Here is a 549-nt window from a genome sequence, read left to right as displayed (position 1 = left end):
ATTGCCCCAGCCATTCGCCAGGAACGGTGCGGTTATAGCGCTCGATGTAAGCGTTCTGCTGTGGCTTGCCGGGTTGGGTGTATTCCAGCCGAACGTTGCGTTTCTTGGCCCACTCGATCAGCTTGTCCACTGACATATTCGGGCCCGTTGTCGACGCGAATTGCCTGAGGTTGACCGCGCCATTCAATGATCTGGTTCAAACTGCGCACGACGCGTTCAGCAGGCAACGAAAAGCCGACTTCTATGGCCAAAACCTCGCGATTGAAGTCATCCAGTACATTCAACGTCCGGATCGACCGGCCGTCTGCAAGCTGATCGGCCATAAAATCCATCGACCAAGTCTCATTGGGCCTGTCAGGCACCGGCAGCGGTTCCGGCTTGTCGCGCTTCAGCCGTTTCTTCGGCTTGATCCGCAGGTTCAGCGCAAGCTCGCAGTAGATCCGGTAGACACGTTTGCGGTTCCATCCATAGTCTTGGACATTGCGCAGATACAAAAAGCACAGGCCAAAGCCCCAGCTACGTTTGTTGGTGGTCAGGCGTTCCAGCCAG

Annotated in this window: 1 pseudogene; it reads right to left on the bottom strand. The window is 56.1% G+C overall.

The features are described 5' to 3' along the window. A pseudogene (locus R0J92_RS21600) lies at positions 1–549 on the bottom strand (DDE-type integrase/transposase/recombinase); the annotation flags it as partial.

The organism is Tritonibacter sp. SIMBA_163, assembly GCF_046535935.1.
GTDB classification, from domain to species: Bacteria; Pseudomonadota; Alphaproteobacteria; order Rhodobacterales; family Rhodobacteraceae; genus Epibacterium; species Epibacterium scottomollicae.
Note: the sequence above shows the minus strand (reverse complement) of the source record. Positions and strands in the feature narration are given on the sequence as shown.